The organism is Endobacterium cereale (assembly GCF_009617585.1).
GTDB lineage: Bacteria > Pseudomonadota > Alphaproteobacteria > Rhizobiales > Rhizobiaceae > Neorhizobium > Neorhizobium cereale.
This window is the reverse complement of record NZ_WIXI01000049.1, coordinates 313834-336483: the sequence shown is the minus strand read 5'-3', so window position 1 is coordinate 336483 and position 22650 is coordinate 313834. Positions and strand designations below refer to the sequence as shown.

23 protein-coding genes are annotated in these 22650 nt (G+C 60.4%); 10 read left to right on the top strand and 13 right to left on the bottom strand.

The window, feature by feature from the left end; all coding sequences use genetic code 11:
* Positions 1–15 precede the first annotated feature (15 nt).
* From GAO09_RS23480 to GAO09_RS23470, 3 genes are read left to right on the top strand one after another with little or no spacing between them, the layout of a single operon-like run.
* The gene (locus GAO09_RS23480) at positions 16–936 is read left to right on the top strand and encodes an ABC transporter permease subunit (protein WP_153358285.1); all 921 of its coding nucleotides are present in this window, start codon (positions 16–18) and stop codon (positions 934–936) included.
* Between the two features lie 2 nt (positions 937–938).
* A complete protein-coding gene (locus GAO09_RS23475) occupies positions 939–1802 on the top strand; it encodes an ABC transporter ATP-binding protein (RefSeq protein ID WP_153358283.1) in 864 nt (287 codons plus the stop codon).
* Complete coding sequence (locus tag GAO09_RS23470; protein WP_153358281.1) at positions 1799–2653, top strand: dipeptide ABC transporter ATP-binding protein; 855 nt, start codon at positions 1799–1801, stop codon at positions 2651–2653. Before GAO09_RS23475 ends, GAO09_RS23470 begins: the two co-directional genes overlap by 4 nt.
* Positions 2654–2830: 177 nt before the next feature.
* On the opposite strand, the gene GAO09_RS23465 is transcribed toward GAO09_RS23470, so the two are convergent.
* The 5 genes from GAO09_RS23465 to GAO09_RS23445 form a co-directional block, all read right to left on the bottom strand.
* Positions 2831–3712: a dihydrodipicolinate synthase family protein gene (locus GAO09_RS23465; RefSeq protein ID WP_153358280.1), complete on the bottom strand. Its 882-nt coding sequence runs from the start codon at positions 3710–3712 to the stop codon at positions 2831–2833.
* Positions 3713–3736: 24 nt separating this feature from the next.
* Positions 3737–5356, bottom strand: a complete 1620-nt coding sequence (locus GAO09_RS23460) for an ABC transporter ATP-binding protein (RefSeq protein ID WP_153358278.1) — start codon at positions 5354–5356, stop codon at positions 3737–3739.
* Positions 5349–6287, bottom strand: a complete 939-nt coding sequence (locus GAO09_RS23455; RefSeq protein WP_153358276.1) for an ABC transporter permease — start codon at positions 6285–6287, stop codon at positions 5349–5351. Before GAO09_RS23455 ends, GAO09_RS23460 begins: the two co-directional genes overlap by 8 nt.
* A gap of 14 nt (positions 6288–6301) precedes the next feature.
* Entirely contained in the window at positions 6302–7216 is a 915-nt protein-coding gene (locus GAO09_RS23450; protein ID WP_153358274.1) for an ABC transporter permease, read from the bottom strand.
* Positions 7217–7324: 108 nt separating this feature from the next.
* Positions 7325–8842, bottom strand: coding sequence for an ABC transporter substrate-binding protein (locus GAO09_RS23445; RefSeq protein ID WP_153358272.1), 1518 nt, complete (start codon positions 8840–8842; stop codon positions 7325–7327).
* Between the two features lie 351 nt (positions 8843–9193).
* Between GAO09_RS23445 and GAO09_RS23440 the strand changes: the two genes are divergently transcribed.
* The 4 genes from GAO09_RS23440 to GAO09_RS23425 all read left to right on the top strand — a co-directional run bounded on the left by GAO09_RS23440 (position 9194) and on the right by GAO09_RS23425 (position 12977).
* Complete coding sequence (locus GAO09_RS23440) at positions 9194–10384, top strand: sialidase family protein (protein WP_153358270.1); 1191 nt, start codon at positions 9194–9196, stop codon at positions 10382–10384.
* Positions 10385–10386: 2 nt separating this feature from the next.
* Entirely contained in the window at positions 10387–11346 is a 960-nt protein-coding gene (pdxA, locus tag GAO09_RS23435) for a 4-hydroxythreonine-4-phosphate dehydrogenase PdxA (protein ID WP_153358268.1), read from the top strand.
* Positions 11343–12464, top strand: coding sequence for an iron-containing alcohol dehydrogenase (locus tag GAO09_RS23430; protein ID WP_153358266.1), 1122 nt, complete (start codon positions 11343–11345; stop codon positions 12462–12464). The genes pdxA and GAO09_RS23430 overlap by 4 nt, the downstream gene beginning before the upstream one ends.
* Positions 12465–12581: 117 nt before the next feature.
* A complete protein-coding gene (locus tag GAO09_RS23425; RefSeq protein WP_153358264.1) occupies positions 12582–12977 on the top strand; it encodes a hypothetical protein in 396 nt (131 codons plus the stop codon).
* A 287-nt stretch (positions 12978–13264) separates the two neighbouring features.
* Here GAO09_RS23425 and GAO09_RS23420 read toward each other — a convergent pair whose 3' ends face one another.
* The 8 genes from GAO09_RS23420 to GAO09_RS23385 form a co-directional block, all read right to left on the bottom strand.
* A complete protein-coding gene (locus tag GAO09_RS23420) occupies positions 13265–13603 on the bottom strand; it encodes an HNH endonuclease (protein ID WP_153358262.1) in 339 nt (112 codons plus the stop codon).
* Between the two features lie 143 nt (positions 13604–13746).
* A complete protein-coding gene (locus GAO09_RS23415; protein ID WP_153358357.1) occupies positions 13747–14451 on the bottom strand; it encodes a FadR/GntR family transcriptional regulator in 705 nt (234 codons plus the stop codon).
* A gap of 2 nt (positions 14452–14453) precedes the next feature.
* Positions 14454–15482, bottom strand: a complete 1029-nt coding sequence (locus GAO09_RS23410; protein WP_153358260.1) for a four-carbon acid sugar kinase family protein — start codon at positions 15480–15482, stop codon at positions 14454–14456.
* Between the two features lie 246 nt (positions 15483–15728).
* Entirely contained in the window at positions 15729–16454 is a 726-nt protein-coding gene (locus GAO09_RS23405; protein ID WP_153358258.1) for a ribonuclease activity regulator RraA, read from the bottom strand.
* A 14-nt stretch (positions 16455–16468) separates the two neighbouring features.
* Positions 16469–18220 (bottom strand): L-arabinonate dehydratase, encoded by a 1752-nt coding sequence (gene araD / locus GAO09_RS23400; RefSeq protein WP_153358256.1) that lies wholly within the window; start codon positions 18218–18220, stop codon positions 16469–16471.
* A 37-nt stretch (positions 18221–18257) separates the two neighbouring features.
* Positions 18258–19127, bottom strand: a complete 870-nt coding sequence (locus tag GAO09_RS23395) for an ABC transporter permease (RefSeq protein WP_153358254.1) — start codon at positions 19125–19127, stop codon at positions 18258–18260.
* Between the two features lie 4 nt (positions 19128–19131).
* Positions 19132–19950, bottom strand: a complete 819-nt coding sequence (locus GAO09_RS23390; protein WP_209018808.1) for an ABC transporter ATP-binding protein — start codon at positions 19948–19950, stop codon at positions 19132–19134.
* A 62-nt stretch (positions 19951–20012) separates the two neighbouring features.
* Positions 20013–21017, bottom strand: a complete 1005-nt coding sequence (locus GAO09_RS23385) for an ABC transporter substrate-binding protein (protein WP_153358252.1) — start codon at positions 21015–21017, stop codon at positions 20013–20015.
* Between the two features lie 151 nt (positions 21018–21168).
* Between GAO09_RS23385 and GAO09_RS23380 the strand changes: the two genes are divergently transcribed.
* Genes GAO09_RS23380 through GAO09_RS23370 form a run of 3 tightly spaced genes read left to right on the top strand, consistent with a single transcriptional unit; the run spans position 21169 to position 22646 of the window.
* The gene (locus GAO09_RS23380) at positions 21169–21861 is read left to right on the top strand and encodes a GntR family transcriptional regulator (protein ID WP_153358249.1); all 693 of its coding nucleotides are present in this window, start codon (positions 21169–21171) and stop codon (positions 21859–21861) included.
* A gap of 42 nt (positions 21862–21903) precedes the next feature.
* Positions 21904–22149, top strand: a complete 246-nt coding sequence (locus tag GAO09_RS23375; protein ID WP_153358247.1) for a DUF982 domain-containing protein — start codon at positions 21904–21906, stop codon at positions 22147–22149.
* Positions 22146–22646, top strand: a complete 501-nt coding sequence (locus tag GAO09_RS23370; protein ID WP_324185050.1) for a GNAT family N-acetyltransferase — start codon at positions 22146–22148, stop codon at positions 22644–22646. Before GAO09_RS23375 ends, GAO09_RS23370 begins: the two co-directional genes overlap by 4 nt.
* The last annotated feature ends 4 nt before the right edge of the window (positions 22647–22650 follow it).

Genomic DNA, 22650 nt, shown 5'->3' with positions numbered 1-22650 from the left:
AAGGAGCAAAATCCCATGGCCGACGCCACTCTCACACAGAAGGCTGCGGAGCCCGTCTCCAGCGCCCAGATGCGCCGCCAGATGCTCAAGGAGTTCTGGTTCTACTTTTCCGAAAACCGTGGTGCCGTTATCGGCCTATATGTTTTCGTCGCTCTCGTTGTCGTCGCGATCCTCGCCTCGGTCATCGCCCCGCATTCGCCGTTCGAACAGTATCGCGATGCGGTGCTGAAGCCGCCGGCATGGGTGGAAGGCGGTAGCTGGACCTTCATTCTCGGCACCGACCCGATCGGTCGCGATATCCTGTCCCGCCTCATCTACGGCGCACAGTACTCGCTGTTCGTCGGCCTCGTCGTCACCACGCTGTCGCTGGTTGCCGGCATCGTCGTCGGTGTCATCGCCGGCTATTATCGCGGTTGGGTCGATACGGTCATCATGCGCCTGATGGACATGATCCTCGCCATCCCGTCGCTGCTGCTCGCTCTCGTGCTCGTCACCATTCTCGGTGCCGGTCTCAACAGCGCGATGATCGCCATTGCCGTGACGTTGCAGCCGCATTTCGTGCGCCTGACACGTGCCGCCGTGATGGCCGAAAAGTCCCGCGATTACGTGACGGCCGCCCGTATCGCCGGTGCCAGCCCGCTGCGCCTGATGTTCCGCACCATTCTGCCGAACTGCACCGCACCGCTGATCGTGCAGGCGACGATGTCGTTCTCGAACGCCATTCTCGATCTTGCCGCGCTCGGCTTCCTCGGCATGGGCGTGCAGCCGCCGTCTCCCGAATGGGGCACGATGCTGGCCGAAGCCCGCGAATTCATCCTGCGCGCCTGGTGGGTTGTTACCTTCCCCGGCCTTGCAATCCTCATCACCGTTCTTGCCATCAACCTGATGGGCGACGGCCTGCGCGATGCGCTTGATCCGAAGCTGAAGAGGTCCTGATCATGTCGCTTCTGCAAATCGATAATCTCATCGTCGAATTCGAAACCTCGACCGGCTGGTTCCGCGCCGTCGATGGCGTCTCGGTTTCCGTCGACAAGGCCGAAGTGCTTGCCATCGTCGGTGAATCCGGCTCCGGCAAGTCGGTCTCTATGCTGGCCGTGATGGGTCTTCTGCCGGCAACGGCAAAGATCACCGCCGACCGCATGCTGTTCGAAGGCCAGGATATCCAGAAGCTGAGCGGCGCTGAACGCCGCAAGCTGATCGGCAAGGATATCGCCATGATCTTCCAGGAGCCGGTTGCCAGCCTCAATCCGTGCTTCACGGTGGGTTTCCAGATCGAGGAAGTGCTGCGCATTCACCTCGGACTGGATAAAAAGGCCCGCCGCGCCCGCGCCATCGAGCTTTTCAAGTTGGTCGGCCTGCCGAATGCGGAAGAGCGCCTGCATGCCTACCCGCATCAGATGTCGGGTGGCCAGTGCCAGCGCGTTATGATCGCGATTGCAATCGCCTGCGATCCGAAACTGCTGATCGCCGACGAGCCGACCACCGCTCTCGACGTCACCATCCAGAAGCAGATCCTCGACCTGATCATGGACCTGCAGGCACGCACCGGCATGGGCCTGATCATGATCACCCATGACATGGGTGTCGTGGCCGAGACCGCCGACCGCGTCGTCGTGCAGTACAAGGGTCGCAAGATGGAGGAGGCCGACGTGCTGTCCCTCTTCGAAAACCCGCAGAGCAACTACACCAAGGCGCTGCTGGCGGCCCTGCCGGAAAACGCCACCGGTGACCGCCTGACCACGGTTTCCGCCTTCTTCGACGGCAATCCGGAAGCTGCCCCTTCTGCAGGAGCATCGGCATGAGCGACATCAAGACCACCGACACCATGCTCGAAGTTCGCGACATCAAGCGCGATTACGAACTGCCGGGCGGCTTCATGAAGCCGAAAAAGACCCTGCATGCCGTGAAGGGCGTTTCCTTCAAGCTGGAACGCGGCAAGACGTTGGCGATCGTCGGCGAATCTGGCTGCGGCAAGTCCACGCTGGCGCGCATGATCACCTTCATCGACGAGCCGACCTCGGGTGACCTGATCATCGACGGCAAGAAGATGGACACCCGTCCGGGCCATCTGACCTCGGACATGCGCCAGAAGGTTCAGATCATCTTCCAGAACCCCTACGGCTCTCTGAACCCGCGTCAGAAAATCGGCGATGTTCTGGGCGAACCGCTGGCGATCAACACCGACCTGTCGGCCGCCGAGCGCCGCAACCGCGCCACCGAAATGCTGATCAAGGTCGGCCTTGGTCCGGAACACTATAACCGCTACCCGCACATGTTCTCCGGCGGTCAACGCCAGCGTATCGCCATCGCGCGCGCGCTGATGATGAACCCGAAGCTGCTGGTTCTGGACGAGCCGGTCTCGGCGCTCGACCTTTCGGTTCAGGCACAGGTTCTCAACCTGCTGGCCGACCTGCAGGACGAGTTCAACCTCACCTACGTCTTCATCAGCCACGACTTGTCGGTCGTGCGTTACATCGCCGACGAGGTGATGGTGATGTATTTTGGCGAGGCGGTCGAATACGGCACGCGCGACGAGGTGTTTTCGAACCCGAAGCACGAATACACGCAGACCCTGTTCAAGGCGACGCCGAAGGCCGACGTGGAATCTATCCGCGCGCGTATCGCTGAGAAGAAGGCGGCAAGCGCTGCTTGATTTGGCGCTGACGTCGTCATGCTCGGGCCTGTCCCGAGCATCTGCTGCGTCTCGTTTGAGGCGAGGTGGTTAGATCCTCGGGACAAGCCCGAGGAGGACGGCGTAGAGAGGGGCGAAATACAAAAGGCGCTGCGGATTTCTCCGCAGCGCTTTTTTCTTTGGATCTGGTCAGGCTGATTACAGCAGGCCGAACTTCTTTAGCGTCTCGCCGATTTTTGCATCCTGCTCGGCGTTCGGCAGCAGAGCCGGCTGGCGGCTGGCGCCGACGGACGAATCCTGCAGGTAGAGAGCGCGCTTGACCATCGCCGGCGGGAAACCGTGCTGGTAGAGGTCGGTGCGGAAGGCGGTGTAGATTTCCTGCTGACGCTCTGCCTCGGCGATATTGCCGGAGTTGAAGCCGCCGACGATGCCGGCGAGAACGTCTGGCATGGCATTGCCGAGACCGGAAATGCAGCCGGCGGCGCCGTTCTGCAGCGACCACAGGACCAGATGGTCCGGGCCGGAATAGACTTCAAAACCTTCGATGTCCTTGGAGACCTGCAGATAGGCGGCCAGCGTTTCCTGCGCTCCGCCCGAATCCTTGATGCCGGCAATGTTGCCGTGGGTGGCCAGCTTGCGCGCGGTTTCCGGCTCGATATGGTTCTGAGTGCGGGCCGGGATGTCGTAAAGATAGACCGGCGTGTTGACGGCATCGGCAACTGTCGAGAAGTGGCGGATCAGCCCGTCCTGCGTGCAGGCGATGAAGAAGGGCGTGATGACGGCAATGCCGGTGACGCCGATGCGGTCGAATTCCTTGGCCAGCTGCAAGGTTTCGAACGTGGCGGGCATGCCGGCATTGACGATGACATCGACCTTGCCGCCGACTTCATCGACCACTTCTTCCAGCAGTTTTACCTTTTCACCGAAGGTGAGGGCGGAAAAATCGCCATTGGTGCCGGCGCACATGATGTTGTTTCCGGCAGCCACCTGACGGCGCACCTGCGCGCGCGTCGCTTCGTAATTGATGGTTTCGTCGTCGTTGAAGCATGTCACGATCGCGACAAAAGCTTTCTTGGTCATCATTCTACTCCGGTATCAATCAAATCAGGATGCTGTTGCCAGACGCGCATTGCGGTTTGCCGCCTGCACATCCGGGTCGGGATCGAGGCTGGCGGCGAGAAGGGCCTGCGTGTAGGGCTTTTGCGGGTTGTCGAAGACCTGGGCGACGGTGCCGAATTCGACCACTTCACCCTTCTGCATGACCATCACGTAATCGGCGAAATCGCGCACCAGCGGCAGGTCGTGGGCGATGAAGATGAAGGCGATGCCCATTTCCTTGCGCAGCTTGTCGAGCAGTGTGATCACCTGCGCCTGAACCGAAACGTCGAGCGCCGAGACGGCCTCGTCGCAGACGATCAGCTGCGGTTCGAGCGCAAGCGCGCGGGCAATGGCGATACGCTGACGCTGGCCGCCGGAAAACTGGTGCGGGTAACGGCCCATATGTTCCGGCGAAAGACCGACCTGACCGAGCAGTTCGGTCACGCGTTCGCGCCATTTGGCCTTGGGCAGGATTTCCGGGTGGATGACCCAGGCCTCGGAAATCAGCTGATATACCGTCATGCGCGGGTTGAGCGACTGGGTCGGGTCCTGAAACACCATCTGCAGATCGCGACGTAGCTTGAACAGGTCACCCGGCGACATGGTGAAAAGGTCTTTTCCCTTCCACTTGGCGGTGCCGCCATCGGCCTCTTCCAGACGCAGCAGGATACGGGCAAGGGTGGATTTGCCGGAGCCACTTTCGCCGACGACGGCGACGGTTTCACCGGCCTTCAGGTCGAAGGACACGCCCTTCAGGGCTTCGAAACCGCCGTAAAACTTGCGGGCATCCTTGACGCTGAGGATGGCGTCGCCGGTTGCTTCCGGTTCGTGCATGTCGCCCTTGCCGGGGGCGGCGGCAATCAGCTTTTTCGTATAGGCGTGCTGCGGGTTGTGATAGACCTCGCGCACCGTGCCGCTTTCGACCAGCTGGCCTTTTTCCATGACGACGACGCGGTCGGCGACTTCGGAGACGACGCCGAGATCGTGGGTGATGATCAGCACGCCCATGCCGGTTTCGCGCTGCAGTTCCTTCAGCAGGTTCAGCACTTCCGCCTGCACCGTCACGTCGAGAGCGGTCGTCGGTTCGTCGGCGATCAGCAGGTCAGGCTTGAGCGCGAGCGCCATGGCGATCATGACACGTTGGCGCTGGCCGCCGGAAAATTCGTGCGGATATTTGTCGAGCGACCGTTCCGGATCGGGCAGGGCGACGCGCTTGAACAGGCGCAATGCTTCGGCCTGAGCTTCAGTATTGCCCTTGCCGTGGGTTTTGAGCGCCTCACGCATTTGCCAGCCGACGGTGTAAACCGGGTTCAAATGGCTGAGCGGGTCCTGAAAGATCATGGCGATGCGACGGCCGTTCACTTCCCGGCGGGCCTCGTTGCTCATCTTGAACAGGTCCTTGCCGTCGAGCAGGATTTCGCCCGAGGCGATTTTTCCGGGCGGCATGTCGATCAGGTTCATGATCGCAGACGACGATACCGACTTGCCGGAACCGCTCTCGCCGAGGATGGCGAGCGTTTCGCCACGGTCGAGATAATAGGAGATGTCGCGCACGGCGTGAACGGTGCCGGTTGCGGTGTGAAAATCGACCGAGAGGTTGCGGACTTCGAGAAGATGATCAGCCATTTTTCGGTCCTTTCATTTCCAGGCGCCAGCGCTGGACGGGGTCGAGCGCGATACGCAGCCAGTTGGACAGAAGGTTGAGCGAGAGCGTGGTCAAGATGATCGCCAGACCCGGCCAGAAGGACAGCCACCAGGCATTGGTGAGGTACTGACGGCCCTGAGAAATCATCAGGCCCCAGGTGATTTCCGGCGGCTGGATGCCGATGCCGAGGAAGGAGAGGGCGCTTTCCGCCAGCATGACATAGGCGAAATCGAGCGTGGCAAGCGTTGTCAGCGTCGGCAGCACCACCGGCAGGATGTGGCGGAACAGGATGCGCTTCGATGATGCGCCCATGACCTTGGCGGCCTGCACGAACATGCGGCTTTTGATTTCCAGCACTTCCGCGCGGGTGGTTCGAAGGTAGACCGGGATACGGGTGATCGACAGGACCAGCATGAGGTTCATGATGGACGAACCGAGAATGTAGAGCACGATCACCGCGACCAGCAGCGACGGGAAGGACATGATGACGTCGGCGAGACGCATGATGATCTGGCTGGTGCGTTCCGATGCAAAACCGGCGATCAGACCGAGCAGGGTGCCGATGATGGCCGAGATCAGCACGGCGCCGGCAGCGACCATGATGGTGTTCTGGGTGGCGACGATGATGCGCGGCCAGAGCGGGCGGCCGAGCGCATCGGCGCCGAGCCACATGAACCATTCGCGGTCGAACATGAAGGGCGCGAGGTTGCGGCCGCGAAGATTCTGCTTGGTGGCGAGATCATCGAGCAAAGTCGGGCCGATGATCGCCATGACGATGACGAAGACGAGGAAGATCGCGGCACAGAGGGCGAACTTGTCGGCCCAGAGCATGCGACCCATGCGCACCAGAGCGCTCGGTTCTTCCGCGATGGTTTCTTTAGGGTTGGGGGCGGGTGTGGATTGAATGGCCATGGTCATATCGTTCCTCAGTAGCGGATGCGTGGATCGAGAAGCGCGTAAGCAAGGTCGATCACGAGGTTCATGAGGAAGATGGCGAAAGCGGTGACGAGGATCGCCGCCAGCACGACGTTGAAGTCACGCTGCAGGATGCTGTCGATCATCAGCTTGCCGACGCCGGGGAAACCAAAGATGGTTTCGATGACGACGGCACCGTTGAGGAGGCTTGCGGCCTGGTCGCCGATGACGGTGATGACCGGCAGCATGGCATTGCGCAGGGCGTGGACAAAAATGATCGGGCCGGATTTGACGCCCTTCGCACGGGCCGTTTTTACATAGGCCGACGACAGCGCCGAAATCATCGAGCCGCGCACAACCTGAACGATGATGCCGAAGGGGCGCACGAACAACACGCAGATTGGCAGGATCCAGTGTGACAGCGAGCCGGTGCCCGAAGTCGGCAACCATGAGAGCTGGATAGCGAAGACGACGATGGCGACGATGGCGAGCCAGAAATCCGGGACGGATGCGCCGATCAGCGAGACCATCGAGGAAAAGCGGTCGAAGAAACCGCCGGTGCGGAAGGCGGCGAGCGAGCCGACGACGATGGCGCAGACCGTGACCAGCGTCATGGTGATGACGGCGAGCCAGAGTGTCCATGTGAAGGCTTCGAGCACGACATCAAGGGCAGGGCGGGCCTTGCGCAAGCTCTCGCCGAGATCGCCGGTCAGAACGTTGCCGACATATTGACCGAACTGCACGAGCAGCGGCTGGTCGAGACCATGAAGGGCGCGGAACTCGGCCTTCATTTCGGCGGAAGCTTCGACGGGAAGGAAGAGCGATGCCGGGTCGCCCGTCAGGCGCGACAGGAAGAACACCATGACCAGCAACCCGATAAGGGAGATGAGGCTGGCAAAGGCGCGCTTGCGGATGAAACTGAGCATGGTGACCTCGATTGCTGGAATGGACGGCGACGCAGCCGCCGCCCATTTCGCTTCGATTGGGGCGATCCCGGCGCTTGTGGTGCGGGATCGCTTCTGAGGTTGGGGTGGTTACTTCTTGATGCCGATCTCGGAGAGCTGCAGCATGGAGTTGGTGGCGATGCTGGGCTTGAAGTCCAGACGTTCAGAGACGCGCGAATAACCGACCATGTGGAAGAGGGCGACGTCGGCGACCAGATCATCGTGGACGTAAGCGATCAGCTGCGACCACAGTTTTGCACGTTCGTCACCGGTGGCGGCAGAGGCGCGAGCGATCAGGTCATCGACCTTCGGATCGGCGTAACCGGACTGCGTGCCCTTCGAGTCATACTTGAAGAACATGGTGAAGGACGGGTCACCCTTGGAGTTGTCGTGCATGGCAGCGACGATCGTCGGGCCGCGGCCTTCCTTGAACGGCTTCGAATAATAGACCTCGTGTTCGGCGACTTCGACGAATTTCAGGTCGATCTTGAAGCCGACATCCTGCAACTGCGCCTGGATGGCTTCCATGATTTCCGTCACGTTCGGGAAGTTGGCCGTGCGGGCAACAACGGTGATCGGGGTGTCGACCGGAACGCCTGCAGCCTTTGCTTCTTCGAGCAGTTTTTTGGCCTGATCCGGATCGTAAGCCGGTACCTTGACGTCCGGGTTCCAGCCGAGTGTGGTCGGCGGCACCAGAGCGGTGGCGAGAACGGCATCCTGCGGAACCAGCGTGCCGATGAAGGCCTGACGGTCGATGGCCAGGTTCAGCGCCTTGCGGACGCGGACGTCGTTGAGCGGTGCGATATTGCCATCGATACGCAGATAGACGGTTTCGCTGTCGAGATAGGAGAAGTCGGTCTTTTCGTTGGTGGCCTCGACCTGCGAGATCGACGGTGCGAGATCTGCTTCGCCGGCCTGAACCATGGCGGCGCGAACGGCCGGATCGGAACGGAACAGATAGGTTGCCTTGGTGACGGCAGGCTTCTTGCCCCAATAATCATCACGGGCATCGAGAACGATCTGCTGGCCCGGCGTCCAGTTGGACAGCTTGTAAGGGCCGGTGCCGATCGGCTCGCGCACGAATTCCAGCGGCGTGCCTTCCGGAACGATGGTGACCAGCGACAGCAGCAGCGGCAGGATCGGCTGAACCGGGTCGACCTTGAAATCGATGGTGTTTTCGTCAACCACCTTCACGTCGAACTTCATGCCACCGAAATAACGGCGGGATTCGCAGATGTTCTTGTCGCTGAAAATGCGGTCGAACGAATATTTGACATCCTTGGCGCCGAACGCCTTGCCGTCGGAGAACTTGACGCCCTGACGCAGATGGAAACGCCAGGCGCCATCGCCGGTCTGTTCCCATTTTTCAGCGAGGCGAGGCATGACACCCTCTTTGCCGCGCACGTCGAGTTCGGTCAGCGTTTCGCTGACATTTTCCATGATGACGCGGCCGATATTGGAACGGGTCGCCATGCAGGGCTCGAGCAGGTCGGCCTCTTCCGGCAGGACGATCTTGATATCTGTCGACGCGGCCTGAACCGGCGCGATGCCGGTGCCGAGTGCGAGAACGGACCCCAGCAGGGCTCCAAGCAATTTCGAAGTCTTCATGTCATTCTCCTCCCTCTGGGTGCAAACGTGCACCGCTTGCTGTTCATGACGCGCCGGCTGTTCTTACTTGCGCGGTCTGAAGGCATTCCTCCTTGGCCCTTTGCTTCGACCGGGATGCCTCCGTCCCTTGATCGGCGCCTGTTGAGCTGGCCGAGACCATCGGATTTCTTTGCAAGTTTGTCAAATTAAATATTCGGAAGTGTCAATTTGTACAAATTTGCCTTTCATAAAACGATTTAATTTCAACAACATGTGTCTGGTAATGTGATCGTCAATGGCAAATTGGCAAATTTTTCAAACTTGACAACTTTGTTATTTGGGTGATTTTCATGGAGATAAGAGGAGACCCTGATGACGCCTGAACAGATTGCAACCGTCATGAACGGCACGGTGAAAGCCGTTGGCCCCGGACGACATGAGGCAATGCTTGCCTCGCCGATGATCCAGAACCATGCATCCTTCCTGCATCTGGCCGATGACGGCGCGTTGATCTGCGCCTGGTTCGGCGGCACGCTGGAAGGCAAGTCGGACATTTCCGTCTTCGCGTCTGTTCTCGCCGACGGTTCAGACCAGTGGGGCGAACCGCAGCGTCTGAGTTTTGACCCAAAGCATTCCGAACAGAACCCGGTTCTGTTTGCCGCGCCTAGCGGAAAGCTGATCCTGTTCCATACCTCGCAGCCGTCCGGCAATCAGGACGAATGCCGGATCCGCATGGCGGAAATTTCGCGCGATGCCGGCGATCCGACAAAACTGACGGCGGGCGAAGGAGATTATCTCGACCTGCCGCGCGGCTGTTTTGTTCGCGCGCCGCTGACCGTGCGGGAAGATGGCGCATGGCTTCTGCCGATCTTTCGCTGCATCCAGCGTCCGGGCCAGAAATGGAACGGCAGCCATGATCGTGCTGCTGTCGGCATCTCGAAGGATAGCGGCAAGACCTGGGTTCTCGAAGATCTCGACCAGTCGACCGGCTGTGTGCATATGGGCCCGGTCTCGCTCGGCGGTGACAAGCTGGTGGCGGTGTTTCGCCGTCGTCAGGCGGATTTCGTCTATCGTACCGAGAGCGCTGATGGCGGCCGCACATGGGCTGTGCCGCAGGCGACGGATGTGCCCAATAACAACTCTTCCGTTGCCGCGATCACGCTGAAAGACGGTCGTATCGCGATGATCTGCAATCCAGTGAATGCGGAAATGTCGAGCGACCGCCGCGCATCGCTTTACGACGAGCTGGGCGAGGATGACGATCGGCCGGATGCAAACCCGGATGGCGGCTGCGTGCCGATTTGGGGCGTGCCGCGTGCGCCGGTTGCCGTCTGCATTTCCGATGACGGAGCAAAAAGCTTTTCGCAACGGATCGTCATCGAGGATGGTCCGGGCACCTGCCTGTCGAACAATTCCATCGACGGTCACAACAAGGAAATGTCCTATCCGTGGCTGCTGGAAGGCACCGACGGCAGTCTTCACATCGCCTACACCTATTACAGGCGCACTATTAAATATGTTCGTCTGGCACCGGGCTGGGCCAGCACCGCAGTGGGAGAATAATCATGAGCAATATCATCGGCATCACCATGGGTGACCCGTGCGGCGTCGGACCGGAAATCACGGTTCGGGCGCTGGCCGAAATGGGCGACGCAGACCGCGCCAATACCCGCATCTACGGCAATCTGCCGACGCTGGAAGCCGCCCGCAAAGCGCTCAACGTTGACATCGATCTGACGCCCTACGTCGTCGATCTGCCGATCGAAGGTGCGCCGCTGCCATGGGGCACGCTGTCGCCGGTTGCCGGTGATGCGGCCTTCCGCTTTATCGAAAAGGCGGTGCGCGATGCCGAAGCGGGCGTGATCGGTTGCGTCGTCACCGCGCCGATCAACAAGGAAGCGCTCAACCTCGCCGGCCATCATTACGACGGCCATACCGGCATGCTCCGCAGCCTGACGAAATCGGCGGCTGCCTATATGCTGCTGGCCTCGGAAAAGCTGAAGGTCATCCACGTTTCCACCCACGTTTCGCTGCAGGAGGCCATCCGCCGCGCCACCACCGAACGGGTTCTGGCAACGATCAAGGCCGGCAACGACCACCTGAAGCGCACCGGTTATGCCGCGCCGCGTATCGCGATTGCGGGCATCAACCCCCATTGCGGCGAAAACGGCCTTTTCGGCACCGAAGACGATGACCAGATCGCCCCGGCCGTTGCCGCCGCGCGGGCCGAAGGCATTGATGCCTATGGCCCGATCTCGGCCGACACCGTGTTCCACCGCGCCTATTCGGGTGCCTTCGATCTGGTTGTCGCGCAGTATCACGATCAGGGCCATATCCCGATCAAGCTCGTTGCCTTCGATACGGCCGTCAACGTCTCCGTCGATCTGCCGATCGACCGCACGTCGGTCGACCATGGTACGGCCTTCGACATTGCCGGCAAGGGCATCGCCAACCACGGCAATATGCTGGAGGCGATCGCCTATGCCCGCAAGCTGGTGACCGGCGGTAAGGGGGGCAAGGCATGAGCAGCGCTCCCGTCATCATCCTGCATCAGCCAAAGCGGCTGATTGTCGGCGCCGGCACTGTCGGTGAAGTCGGTAACTGGGCCGGCGACGTTGCCTCGACGCTGGTGATTGCAACGCCGATCACCGCCGGTTTTGTCGATCGCCTGAAACTGCCGGGCAAGGTTTCTCTGTTTGACGCCATTCCCGGCGAGCCGGAAATCGCCACGCTCAATGCGGCGCTGGCTGCTGCCCGCGCGGCCAAGCCCGATCTCGTCGTCGGTCTCGGCGGTGGTTCCGTCATGGACGTCGCCAAGCTGGTGGCAGCGCTCTGGGATGGCGAACAGGTGCTTGCCGATGTTGCCGGTCCCAACAAGGTTGCCGGTAGAAACACGCGGCTGGCGCAGGTGGCGACGACGGCCGGCACCGGTTCGGAAGCCGGTATCCGCTCGCTGATCACCGACCCGGTTTCCGGAGCCAAGATCGCTGTCGAAAGCCCGCATCTGATTGCCGATCTCGCTGTGCTCGACCCGGAACTGACCTATTCGGTGCCATCGGCTGTGACTGCCGCGACCGGCGTGGATGCCATGGCGCATTGCGTCGAGGCGTTTACCAGCAAACGCGCGCATCCGATGATCGACGGGTTTGCCCGCATGGGTTTTCATCTCGTCGGCAAATTTTTGGCCCGCGCCGTAAAGGATGGATCGGACCGGGAAGCCCGTGAGGGCATGATGCTCGCCTCCTATTACGGCGGCATCTGCCTCGGGCCGGTCAATACGGCGGCGGGTCATGCCATCGCCTATCCGCTCGGCACGCTCCTGCATCTGCCGCACGGGCTCGCCAATGCCATCGTGTTCCCGCATGTTCTGGCCTTCAACCAGCCGGTCGTGCCTGACAAGACGGCGGAAGTGGCGGAAGCACTTGGTCTCGGCAAGGGATTGTCGCAGGCGGATTTGAGCGGTGCGGCGCATCGTTTCTGTGCCGATCTCGGCATTGAGATGTCGCTTGCCAAGCACGGTGCGACAGAAGCGGACTTGCCGCGCTTTGCCGCTGATGCGCATGCTATTCGCCGGCTGATGGATCACAATCCAGCCGATATGAGCGTCGAGGATGTGCTCGCGATTTACCGGGCCAGCTTCTGAGGATGCTGGTTTTGGAGGAGGGAGGCGGTGCGAGCGATCGTGCCGCCTTTTTGCATTTGCGAGTGTGTGCAGGCTGTGGGAAGGGTCAGTCTACCGATAATCGCAGGGGCATGCGGGATGACTCAAGACGCAGAAGTCATTGAGATCGACAATGACGTCGAAGAGAATGTTACGCTGAAAATTGGCCGACATGTGTTGTCGTGTTTTATGGTCTGGTGCCATGAGCCGATTGAAGCCGGGAAGCGCTATCCCGCCGACCTCGGTTTCTTCTTCTTCGATGAGGTTGGAGATGACTGGGAGATGAGCGAAGTCGGAGATGATGTTGCCGAGGAGATTGTTTCCATCGATGACGCATGGGGATATTCGGTAACCGGCACGCTTCGGGGTGAGGTGCTGCATGTCGGGGACTTGCGGATTTCTGACGAAATTTTGTCAGGACTCGAGTACCTTGATGGCAGGAAGATCAAGCTACGGGTCGATAGACTGCAGGTTTCTTTTGACGCGTCCATTTAGCCCATGAGGGTATACGCAGGGCCGAAGCTGACATGGGAGTGGCTATTTATGCGACGCTGAAGAAGTCGTTCGCGTGATGCCGCCGACGTGCATGCGATCCGCCGACTGATGGAAAATAATCCGGTGGATATGAGCGTCGAGGATGTTTTGGGGATTTGCCGGGCCAGCTTCTGAAGATGCTGGTTTGGAGGAAGGAGGCGGTGCGAGCGATCGTGCCGCCTTTTTTGCATCTAGGCCGAACAGGCCTTCGCCCCGGTTTTCACATGCTTGGGGCTGGACGACGTCTCTTATCGCCGTCCTCGGCCCTGCTGCGATTCCTTTGCCGAGCCGGAGAAGCCGGCAGGCTTGCTTTTTACCCAGGAAACGAATTTCTGGATGTCGGGGTTGTCGAGGATGGCCTCGATCGTCGAAAATGTCTTGGCGAGCTGCGCATTGGTGAAGACGGCATGAATCTGGTCATGGCAGACCTTATGCAGCAGAACGGTCTGCTTGCCGCCCTTGCTTTTCGGAACAAGGTGATGGGCGTCTTCATCGCCAACCGGGATCATCCGTTCGCACAGGGGGCAAAGCGTCGGCTCCTGCTCTTCCTGCGACGACGAGAAATCTTCTCTGATCTTGCGAGCCATCGGTCTTCTGCCATTTTTTGTAAAGGATGCACGTAGCGCTCATATCGCTCTCATCGATACGGGCTGCATGCCGCCAGATACCGTTTCTGCCGCCGGAGAGCAACGATGTTTCGAAAACAGCCTGGCTGGGCGGTGCCTGAGAGCTACTGGTGCGACGACTGGAACAGCCGTTCGCGCGAGCCTTTCAAATGCTCCAGCATCAGCTTTCGCGCTTCGTCTTCGTCACGGTTGGCGATGGCCGACGCGATCGCTTCATGCTCGCCGAACACCCGCGTGAGGCCTGATGCTTCGCGTTTGATCGAGGCACCGTGAAACTTCATGCCGACTGCGATGTGATCTTTCAGCGCTTCCATGGCGGTGGAAAAATAGTTGTTCTGGGCGGCGCGGGCGATGGCCAGATGAAACTGGAAATCGGCGTCTTCGCGGTGTGACTGGCGGTTGGTGGCATCGCGCAGCAATTCCAGCGCCTGCCGGATCGCCTTCAGGCTGTCGGCATCGTGGCGAGTGGCGGCGGCAGCGGCGGCTGCCGGTTCCAGCGTCAGGCGGAATTCGTAACAGTTCAAAAGGTCGGCGACGTTTTCCAGCTGGCCGAAACCGAGCGGATTTCTAAGGCCCGTCGAGCGCACAAAGCTGCCGGCGCCGCGACGGGAATAGATCAGGCTCTGGTCACGCAGGCGTTTCAGCGCCTCCCGAATGACAGGGCGCGACACTTCGAATTCGGCGGCGAGATCATGTTCTGTCGGCAGGCGTTCGTCCGGCTTGTAGGCGCCGGATTTGATGGCGCGCAACATGCGTTCGAACACGATGTCGGCCAAGCCCTTGCGAGGCGTTCCCGTTTCCAGTCCCATCTTCAAATCGCCCTCCCCAGGACCATGTCCGCAATCGTCTTCAATGTGTCCGGCTTACCAAAGCCGCCCGATTTGGCAATGATGCAACGCCCCTCGCTGGAGGCAAGGCCAAGGCCCGGAAGACATTCGCCGTGCAGGGTGAAGCGGGAAACGCCGAGCACCCGCATCACCGCCTCAGCTGTGGCGCCGCCGGACAGAAGCAGCGTTCCGTTGTATCCGGACAGACTGTCCTTGAGGCCTTCTGCCAGCGCCTCGGATGCGAGCACCGGATTGATTTCGCTTGTGCCCGGTGTGACCTGCACAAGCGTCAATGTGGCGTCGGTATCGGGTGTTTCGGTGAGTTCACCATTCGGTGCGGCCAGATAATCGAGATCATGGCCAGCGCGCAATGCGTCGATCTGGGCAAGTGTGATCGGATCGCGCGAACCGATCACGAAAGTGGTGCGGCCCGTCGAGATTTTCGCCGGCTGCGCGTTGCGTCCTGCGGTCATGCGGCGGGCGAGCGCTTCGGCCAAGCCGCGTGCGCCGATCAGGAGGTCGGTTCCGTCCGTCTGGGCGGCGTCGAGCACGGCATCCATGTCGGCTGGCGAGCGGGTGTCCGGGGTGTGGGCGCGGGCGGCGTGGCTGCCGAGCTTTGCCGCGATGACGATCGGCGTGTCGATGCCGAAACCGCAAACGGCTCCATTTTCGACGATGCGGTCGAATTCCGGGATGGCGGGGGCGACGAGGGCGCGTGAAAACGGAATGGCATCGAGTTCGGCGACGATATTGCCCTTGAGGCGGGAGTCGACCTTCTTGAAGAGAAGTGTGCCCGACGGCAGCAGCGCCATCACGGCTGCAGTCGTCTCGCGTGCCTCATCCGCACCGATTTCGCGTGTGTTGAGGTTGATGGAAATGACGTCCGGTCGATCCTCGACGATGCCGGCAATTGCTTCGCGGGCGAGTGCCACCTCGGTGCGAAGGCCGCGCCCGGCAAAGGGGGCGGCACTATCGAGTGCGCCGGTCAGATCGTCTGCGAGAATGGCGAGCATGAAATCGTACCACGTTTATGTTGTAATCTTTATACCACTAAAAAACGCTTGAATGTCAATATTTCATGCCGATTAGTATGACAAATTATGCTTTGCATATGCGCAAATTTCGACGGGCGTGTGAGTGCCTTGGAATTGCAGCTTTTTCGAGAGTTATGGTGGAGCGCCCGGGCCGGAAACGAAAAAAGCGCATGACCGGGTTGGGTCATGCGCTTCTTCTGCTCGTGCGGAAAAAAGATCAGGGTGTCAGCGACCGTTCGCCTTGCGCCATGCCTCGTATTTGTCGCGGAATTCATCCTTGGTCTGCGGGTAAAGCCCGATGATCGGCGTTCCGGCTTTCACCTGTTCGAGCACAAAATCCTCGTAGCTTTCCATGGCCGTGCATTCATCTGCCAGTTCCTCGGCCAGGTGGCCAGGAATGACCATCACGCCGTCATTGTCGCCGACCAGAACATCGCCCGGAAACACCGCGACATCGCCGCAGGAGATCGGCACGTTGATATCGATCGCCTCGTGCAGGGTGAGGTTGGTCGGAGCCGATGGACGGGCGTGATAGGACGGCATGTCGAGCGCGCCGATACCCGCCGCATCACGAAAACCGCCATCGGTGACGACGCCGGCCGCACCGCGAAGCGCCAGCCGCGTAATCAGGATCGAGCCGGCCGTGGCGGCACGGGCGTCCTTGCGGCTATCCATGACAAGCACATGGCCGGCCGGGCAGGTTTCGATGGCAACGCGCTGCGGATGATCGGCATTGCGGAACACGGTGATCGGATTGCGATCCTCGCGCGCCACGATGTAGCGCAGCGTGAAGGCTTGGCCCACCATTGTTTCCGTCTTGGGCGCGACCGGCACGACGCCCTGAATGAACTGGTTTCGCAAACCGCGCTTGAACATTGCGGTTGCCAGAGAAGCAGTGGAAATTTTCTTGAATTTTGCGCGGGTTGTTTCGCTCAGAACGTAGTCGCTCATCGTCTTGTCCTCTCTCAATAGATGTCCGGTTCGCCGGCCGACTTGCCGAACCCGGTTTCCAGAAAATCGAAATCGCAGCCCTGATCGGCCTGGGTGACGTGTTTGGAAAACATCCAGCCATATCCACGCTGGAAGCGCGGCTCCGGTGCCTTCCATTCGGCCTTGCGGCGGGCCAGTTCCTCGTCGCTCACCAGCATGTCCAATGATCGATTGGGCAGATCGAGGCGGATGATGTCGCCGTTTTTCAGAAGCGCCAGCGGGCCGCCGATAAAACTTTCCGGCGAGACATGCAGTACGCAGGCGCCGTAGGACGTGCCGGACATGCGGGCATCGGAAATGCGCAGCATGTCGCGGTGGCCTTTTTTGATCAGCGCTTTCGGGATCGGCAACATGCCCCATTCGGGAAAACCGGGGCCGCCGAGCGGGCCGGCATTGCGCAGAACCAGAACATGATCGGGCGTGACATCGAGGTTTTCATCGTCGATCGCCTTCTTCATCTCGGGGTAGCTGTCGAACACCATGGCCGGACCTTCGTGCACATGGTACTTTGGATCGCAGGCCGCAGGCTTGATGACGCCACCATTCGGGCAGAGATTGCCGCGCACCACGGCGAGCGAACCCTCGTGATAGACCGGGTTGGAGAGCGGGCGGATGACGTCGTCGTTATAGACTTTTGCGCCTTCGAGATTTTCGCCCATCGTGCGGCCGGTGACGGTCATGACCGAAAGGTCGAGTCGGTCCTCCATCTGTTTCATCAGTGCGCGCAGGCCGCCGGCGTAGAAAAAGTCCTCCATCAGATAGTCTTTTCCCGAAGGACGGACATTGGCGATCAGAGGCGTGACGCGGCCAAGCGCATCAAGATCATCAAGCGTCAGGTCAACGCCGGCGCGGCGGGCCATGGCGATCAGATGCACGACGGCATTGGTGGAACAGCCGGTGGCCATGGCGACGATCGCGGCATTGCGGCAGGCGGCGTCGGTGACGACTCTGTCTGGCGTCAGATCCTCCCAGACCATGTCGACGATGCGGCGGCCGCAATCCGATCCCATGCGCTGGTGGTTGCTGTCGACGGCCGGAATGGAGGAGGCGCCGGGCAGCGTCAGGCCCATGGCATCTGCGATCGCCGTCATGGTCGAGGCGGTGCCCATGGTCATGCAGGTGCCGGCCGAGCGGGCAATGCCGCCTTGGACGCCCAGCCATTCCTCGTCGGTGATATTGCCGGCGCGGCGTTCATCCCAATATTTCCAGCCGTCTGAGCCGGAGCCCAGAATCTTGCCGGCATAATTGCCGCGCAGCATCGGGCCGGCCGGCAGATAGATCATCGGCACGCCGGCCGAGATCGCACCCATCACCAGGCCGGGCGTGGTCTTGTCGCAACCGCCCATCAGCACCACGCCATCGAGCGGATGGGCGCGGATCATCTCTTCTGTCTCCATGGCCAGCATGTTGCGGTAAAGCATGGAGGTGGGCTTTAACGTGCTTTCATCCAGCGACAGCGACGGCATCTGCACGGCAAAACCGCCGGCTTGGAAGATGCCGCGTTTGACGTCCTGTACGCGTTCCTTGAAATGCGAGTGGCAGGTGTTGAGTTCGGACCATGTGTCGAGCACGCCGATGACAGGCTTGTCGCGAAACTCTTCTTCCGAATATCCGAGTTGCATCATGCGCGAGCGGTGGCCGAAGGAACGAAGGTCGTCGGGCGCGAACCAGCGGGCGCTGCGCAGGTCTTCGGGTTTCTTGGTTTTGGGCAGGTTGCTGTTGGACATGGATATGACCTCGTCGGGGATAGGGAGCAGCCGACGGCTACTCCTTCATGCCCCATTTCTGGATTGTGTGGCGCTCGATCGTCTGGAAGACGAGATTTTCGACGATCAGGCCGATGATGATGACGGTGAGAAGGCCGGCAAACACTGCCGGAATATCGAGAAGGTTGCGGTTTTCGAAAATGAACCAGCCAAGGCCGCCCTGTCCGGAAGAGACACCGAAGACAAGTTCTGCGGCGATCAGCGTTCGCCAGGCAAAGGCCCAGCCGATCTTAAGGCCGGTGAGGATGGAGGGAAAGGCGGCGGGCACGAGGATGCGCAGCACATAGGATATGCCGGTGAGCCCGTAATTGGCGCCGACCATACGCAGCGTGCGCGACACGCCGAGAAAGCCGGAATGGGTATTGAGGGCGACAGCCCAGAGCACCGAATGAACCAGCACGAACACGAGGCTGGATGCGCCGAGCCCGAACCAGATCAGCGCCAGCGGCAGAAGCGAGATCGCCGGCAGCGGGTTGAACATCGCCGTCATCGTTTCGAGGAAATCGGTGCCGATGCGGGTGTTGATGGCAAGCACGGTGAGAAGGGCCGCGAGCAGGGTGCCGACGACATAGCCCATGAAGAGGATTTGCAATGTCGTCCAGATGCGTGCCGGCAGCGTGCCGTCGGCAAAACGGTCGATCAGCGTGAGGATCGTGTCGCTCAACGTCGGGAACAGAAGCGGGTTGTCTAGATAGGAAGCGTAGACCTGCCAGATGACAGCCAAAACCAGGATGAGCAGCCCCTTGCGCAGCGCGCTGATGCCCCAGAGCGTTTCGAACGAACTCAGTTTCTGCTCGACCGGTCGGACATTGTCGTAGGGTTTGGTGGCTTCGACCTCGGAAGCCATGATGATGTTGGGCGACAGCATGGCTTTATTCCTTGTGGCCGGTCTCGTGGGAGAACAGGAGATTGTGGATGTCGCGTTCGAGTGCCGCGGCACTGCCATCCTCATGGCTGACCTTGTCGACATCGACGACCTCCGCCTTGACCCGGCCGGGATGCGGCGAAAGCAGCAGGATCCGGTTGGAAATCTTGATCGCCTCGGCGATCGAATGGGTGACGAAGATGACGGTAAACTTTGTGTCCTCCCACAGCTGCAGCAATTCGTCCTGCATCTGCCGGCGGGTGAGTGCATCGAGCGCTGCGAACGGTTCGTCCATCAGCAGGATATCCGGCTGCATGGCCATGCCGCGGGCAATCGCCACGCGCTGCTTCATGCCGCCCGACAGCGTGTGCGGATAGGCATCAATGGCCCGAGTAAGTTTCACCTTGTCAATGTATTCACGCGCCAGCGCTTCGGCTTCCGCCTTCGGCATCTTGCGGGCGACGAGAAGCGGGAACATGACGTTTTCCAGCACCGTTTTCCACGGCATCAGCTGGTCGAATTCCTGGAACACCATCATGCGGTCCGGCCCGGGACACTTCACCTGACGGCCGTTGATATGGATGCTGCCGGATGATGGCGTCATGTAGCCGCCGACGGCCTTCAGCAGCGTGGACTTGCCGCAGCCGGAAGGGCCGAGCAGCACGAAACGGTCGGATTGGCGGACGTCGAAACTGACGTCCTCGGTCGCGGTGATCAGAAGATTGGGTGTCTTGTAGCGCAGCGTGACGCGATCAACGGAAAGAAGAGGGGCCTTTTCGGGCGCCGGTACGATCGGCTCTGCCCTGGCAACGGTTGCCTGCATCATGGAACTTGCTCCGGTCAAAAGGGGCAGCGGCGACGGGCGCCGCTGCGGTTTCGATGCGGCCGTCAGTTGCCGTTCAGATAAGCGCTGTCAGGCAGGTAGTAGTCCGTCCATGCTTTTGGCATGCTTTTCAGCGTGCCGATCTTGTGGAGATGTTCGGCAAATTTCATCGTGCCCTGCGGGTCGGTGCGCCATTCGTCCATGCCGGGTTCCTTCAGCATGGCGAGAAGATCGTCGAGGCTGGTCTTGTCGCCCGAAACGCTTTTGTAGGCTTCGAGTGCTGCCTTCGGGTCCTTCTTGATGAAAGCGACTGCTTCTTCGGTTGCCGTGCGCAGCGCCTTGACCAGTTTCGGATTGGCTTCGGCGAACTGCGTCGTGGTGAAGAAGGTCGCCTGGGTGAGCGCGCCGCCGAGGATTTCCCGCGAGTCAGTGACCTTGTGAACGCCCTTCTGTTTCAGTTCGACATACTGAAAAGGCGGAGCGGAGAAGTGGTTCTTCACTTCATGGTTGGGATTGGCAATGGCCGCCACCGCGTCGGGATGGCCGAGCTGCACCGTGTTCGGATCGAACTTCTTGACCTGATCCTCGCCATACAGCTTGGCGGCAGCCATCTGCAAAAGGATCGCCTGGGTGGAAACGCCCACGGTCGGAACGGCGACCTTGTCGGTCTGCTTGATGTCCTTGAGCGATTTCACGTTCGGATCGTTTGACACGAAGATGACCGGTTGCGCCGAGCTGGTGATGATGCCCTTGACCTTGCCGCGGGTGCGATCCCACAGAAGCAGAAGATTGCCGGTGCCCGTATTGACGACATCGACATTGCCGGCCAGCAGGGCGTCGGTCTGGGCGCCGCCGCCGCTGAAGGTCCGCCACTCGACGGTGACGCCCTCGAGGCCGTCCTTCGCGGCCTGTTTCTCGATGAGCTTCTGGGTCTCCATCACGTGGCTGGCCAGGTAAAGAATGCCCGGCTGGCGTGTGATCGACAGATTGGTCTTGTCCTGAGCCTGGCTCGGACAGGCAAGCCCCAGAGCCATGGCAAGCGCGGTCACGCCGCCGATAAGCAGTCGCATGGTAATCCTCCCAAGGATGTGCGGGCCCTCCCGGCCCGGCTGGCCGCCTTACTCCCAAAGCGGATAATTGCATTGAAGCACTAAAACATCAGTGCATCAACCCCGTTTTTATGCTGTAGTGACCAGCGAAGAAATCGGGTTGGAAGCATAGATGAGTGGCATGATCAGGGGTGGGCAGCTGGATCGATCGCGGCAGGTGGCACTGCAGGTGCACGAGATTCTGCGGGAACGGATATTGCGGGTCGAGCTGGTGCCGGGGACGGTTTTATCCCGTGCATCGCTGCAGTTGGAATTCGGGGTCAGCCAGACGCCGGTTCGCGACGCGCTGATGCGGTTGCAGGAAGAGGGCATGGTCGATGTATATCCGCAATATGCCACAGTGGTTGCCAAGATCGATGTGGGCCATGCCCGCCAGGCACAGTTTCTGCGGCTATCGATCGAACTGGAGGCGGTGCGGCGACTGACAGAGGAACGGGCTGCCGTGACGGCAACTGAGCTTTCCGAAATCCTGCTCCGCCAGCGGGCCGTTGCGACGCCTGATACCTACGACAGGTTCGACGAGATAGATCGCGAGTTTCATCGCCACCTTTATGAGCGCACGGGTATCGAGCAGCTGTGGGTCAATGTGCGTCGCCAAAGCGTACATCTGGACCGGCTGCGGCGGTTGAACCTGCCCATGCCCGGCAAGATGCAAACGGTGCTGGCCGATCATGAAGCGATCGTTGAAGGGATCCGGTCCGGCAAGGCAGATGTGGCGACGGCGGCCTTGAGAAAACATTTGTCCGGCACGCTTTCCATCATCGATGTGATCAGCGCCGAGTTTCCCGATTACATTCGTCGCTGAACCGTTCTATGAGGGGCGACTTTCAGAACGGGAATTGAGACTATGCAGAAGCCCTGGAGCAAACCGGTTGTCGTGATCATCGGCGAACCGCCGGTCGAAACCTCGATCGAGACGACACAGGCGGCCTCCTGGGCCATGATCGAGGATTGGCCGATCGAGGACGAGCCGGCGCTCGACAAGGCGTTGCTGATCTGCGCCGATGTCTCCAAGGGCAAGCGCCCGGATGAGGATGCGCGTCAGGCCTTTGTGGCCGCGGCCGTCGAAGCGGGCGTTCTGGTGCGCAAGTGACGACTGGACCCCAGTTTCGCGATGCCGTGCCGGCGGATGCCGAGCGTTGTTATGAAATCGAGAGTTCTGCTTACGAGGGCGATGAGGCTGCAACGCAGGAAAAGATCGCGCTGCGCATCAATCAATATCCTCAGGGCTTTCTTATGCTGGAGGTCGGCGGCAACATCGTCGGTTTCATCAACAGCGGCTGCGCCGAAAACGTCGTGATGTCCGACGAGGCGTTCAAGGAACTGGTCGGGCACGATCCGGATGCGGACAATGTCGTGATCATGTCGGTCGTGGTCGATCCGGCAGAGCAGGGGAAAGGTTATGCCGCGTTGCTGATGCGGGAATTTATCGCGCGCATGCAGGCGATGGGCAAGAAGACCATCCACCTGATGTGCCGGGAGAGCCATGTCGGGCTCTACGAAAAGTTCGGCTACCGTTATGTGAAGCCATCGGATTCGGATCATGGTGGCGTCGCGTGGCATGAGATGGTGATTGCGCTGTCCCGGTAGGTAT

Bases quoted from the DNA above. Each gene is read 5' to 3' on its own strand.
- GAO09_RS23480 (WP_153358285.1), top strand. From the start codon at position 16: ATGGCCGACGCCACTCTCACACAGAAGGCTGCGGAGCCCGTCTCCAGC.
- GAO09_RS23475 (WP_153358283.1), top strand. From the start codon at position 939: ATGTCGCTTCTGCAAATCGATAATCTCATCGTCGAATTCGAAACCTCG.
- GAO09_RS23470 (WP_153358281.1), top strand. From the start codon at position 1,799: ATGAGCGACATCAAGACCACCGACACCATGCTCGAAGTTCGCGACATC.
- GAO09_RS23465 (WP_153358280.1), bottom strand. From the start codon at position 3,712: ATGACCAAGAAAGCTTTTGTCGCGATCGTGACATGCTTCAACGACGAC.
- GAO09_RS23460 (WP_153358278.1), bottom strand. From the start codon at position 5,356: ATGGCTGATCATCTTCTCGAAGTCCGCAACCTCTCGGTCGATTTTCAC.
- GAO09_RS23455 (WP_153358276.1), bottom strand. From the start codon at position 6,287: ATGGCCATTCAATCCACACCCGCCCCCAACCCTAAAGAAACCATCGCG.
- GAO09_RS23450 (WP_153358274.1), bottom strand. From the start codon at position 7,216: ATGCTCAGTTTCATCCGCAAGCGCGCCTTTGCCAGCCTCATCTCCCTT.
- GAO09_RS23445 (WP_153358272.1), bottom strand. From the start codon at position 8,842: ATGAAGACTTCGAAATTGCTTGGAGCCCTGCTGGGGTCCGTTCTCGCA.
- GAO09_RS23440 (WP_153358270.1), top strand. From the start codon at position 9,194: ATGACGCCTGAACAGATTGCAACCGTCATGAACGGCACGGTGAAAGCC.
- pdxA (WP_153358268.1), top strand. From the start codon at position 10,387: ATGAGCAATATCATCGGCATCACCATGGGTGACCCGTGCGGCGTCGGA.
- GAO09_RS23430 (WP_153358266.1), top strand. From the start codon at position 11,343: ATGAGCAGCGCTCCCGTCATCATCCTGCATCAGCCAAAGCGGCTGATT.
- GAO09_RS23425 (WP_153358264.1), top strand. From the start codon at position 12,582: ATGACTCAAGACGCAGAAGTCATTGAGATCGACAATGACGTCGAAGAG.
- GAO09_RS23420 (WP_153358262.1), bottom strand. From the start codon at position 13,603: ATGGCTCGCAAGATCAGAGAAGATTTCTCGTCGTCGCAGGAAGAGCAG.
- GAO09_RS23415 (WP_153358357.1), bottom strand. From the start codon at position 14,451: ATGGGACTGGAAACGGGAACGCCTCGCAAGGGCTTGGCCGACATCGTG.
- GAO09_RS23410 (WP_153358260.1), bottom strand. From the start codon at position 15,482: ATGCTCGCCATTCTCGCAGACGATCTGACCGGCGCACTCGATAGTGCC.
- GAO09_RS23405 (WP_153358258.1), bottom strand. From the start codon at position 16,454: ATGAGCGACTACGTTCTGAGCGAAACAACCCGCGCAAAATTCAAGAAA.
- araD (WP_153358256.1), bottom strand. From the start codon at position 18,220: ATGTCCAACAGCAACCTGCCCAAAACCAAGAAACCCGAAGACCTGCGC.
- GAO09_RS23395 (WP_153358254.1), bottom strand. From the start codon at position 19,127: ATGCTGTCGCCCAACATCATCATGGCTTCCGAGGTCGAAGCCACCAAA.
- GAO09_RS23390 (WP_209018808.1), bottom strand. From the start codon at position 19,950: ATGATGCAGGCAACCGTTGCCAGGGCAGAGCCGATCGTACCGGCGCCC.
- GAO09_RS23385 (WP_153358252.1), bottom strand. From the start codon at position 21,017: ATGCGACTGCTTATCGGCGGCGTGACCGCGCTTGCCATGGCTCTGGGG.
- GAO09_RS23380 (WP_153358249.1), top strand. From the start codon at position 21,169: ATGAGTGGCATGATCAGGGGTGGGCAGCTGGATCGATCGCGGCAGGTG.
- GAO09_RS23375 (WP_153358247.1), top strand. From the start codon at position 21,904: ATGCAGAAGCCCTGGAGCAAACCGGTTGTCGTGATCATCGGCGAACCG.